This window comes from Rothia amarae (assembly GCF_042677725.1).
Taxonomy (GTDB): Bacteria; Actinomycetota; Actinomycetes; order Actinomycetales; family Micrococcaceae; genus Rothia; species Rothia amarae.
Genome location: NZ_JBHUCN010000005.1, coordinates 242,138 through 242,409 on the forward strand (window position 1 = coordinate 242,138; position 272 = coordinate 242,409).

Here is a 272-nt window from a genome sequence, read left to right on the forward strand (position 1 = left end):
TCTTAGCTGATATCTTTGATCTCTCGCAAGCCACCGTTTCTAGAATCATCAACCGCATCGAAAGTGCCTTATTGAAGCTGACTGAGTTGAAGGTTCCCGAGCTTGAATCACTCAAGAATTTCCCTGGCTCACTCGTAATAGACGGCACGTTAATCCCCATCTGGAACTGGTCTTCACAAGGGCAAATACTGTTTTCAGGTAAGCACAGAAGAACCGGTTTCAATCACCAAGTCATCTGTACCTTAGACGGGAGATTGCTAGCCATTACCGAC

1 pseudogene is annotated in these 272 nt (G+C 46.0%); it reads left to right on the forward strand.

Features of this window, described 5'->3' with window-relative positions:
- A pseudogene (locus ACFR81_RS02455) lies at positions 1 to 272 on the forward strand (hypothetical protein); the annotation flags it as partial.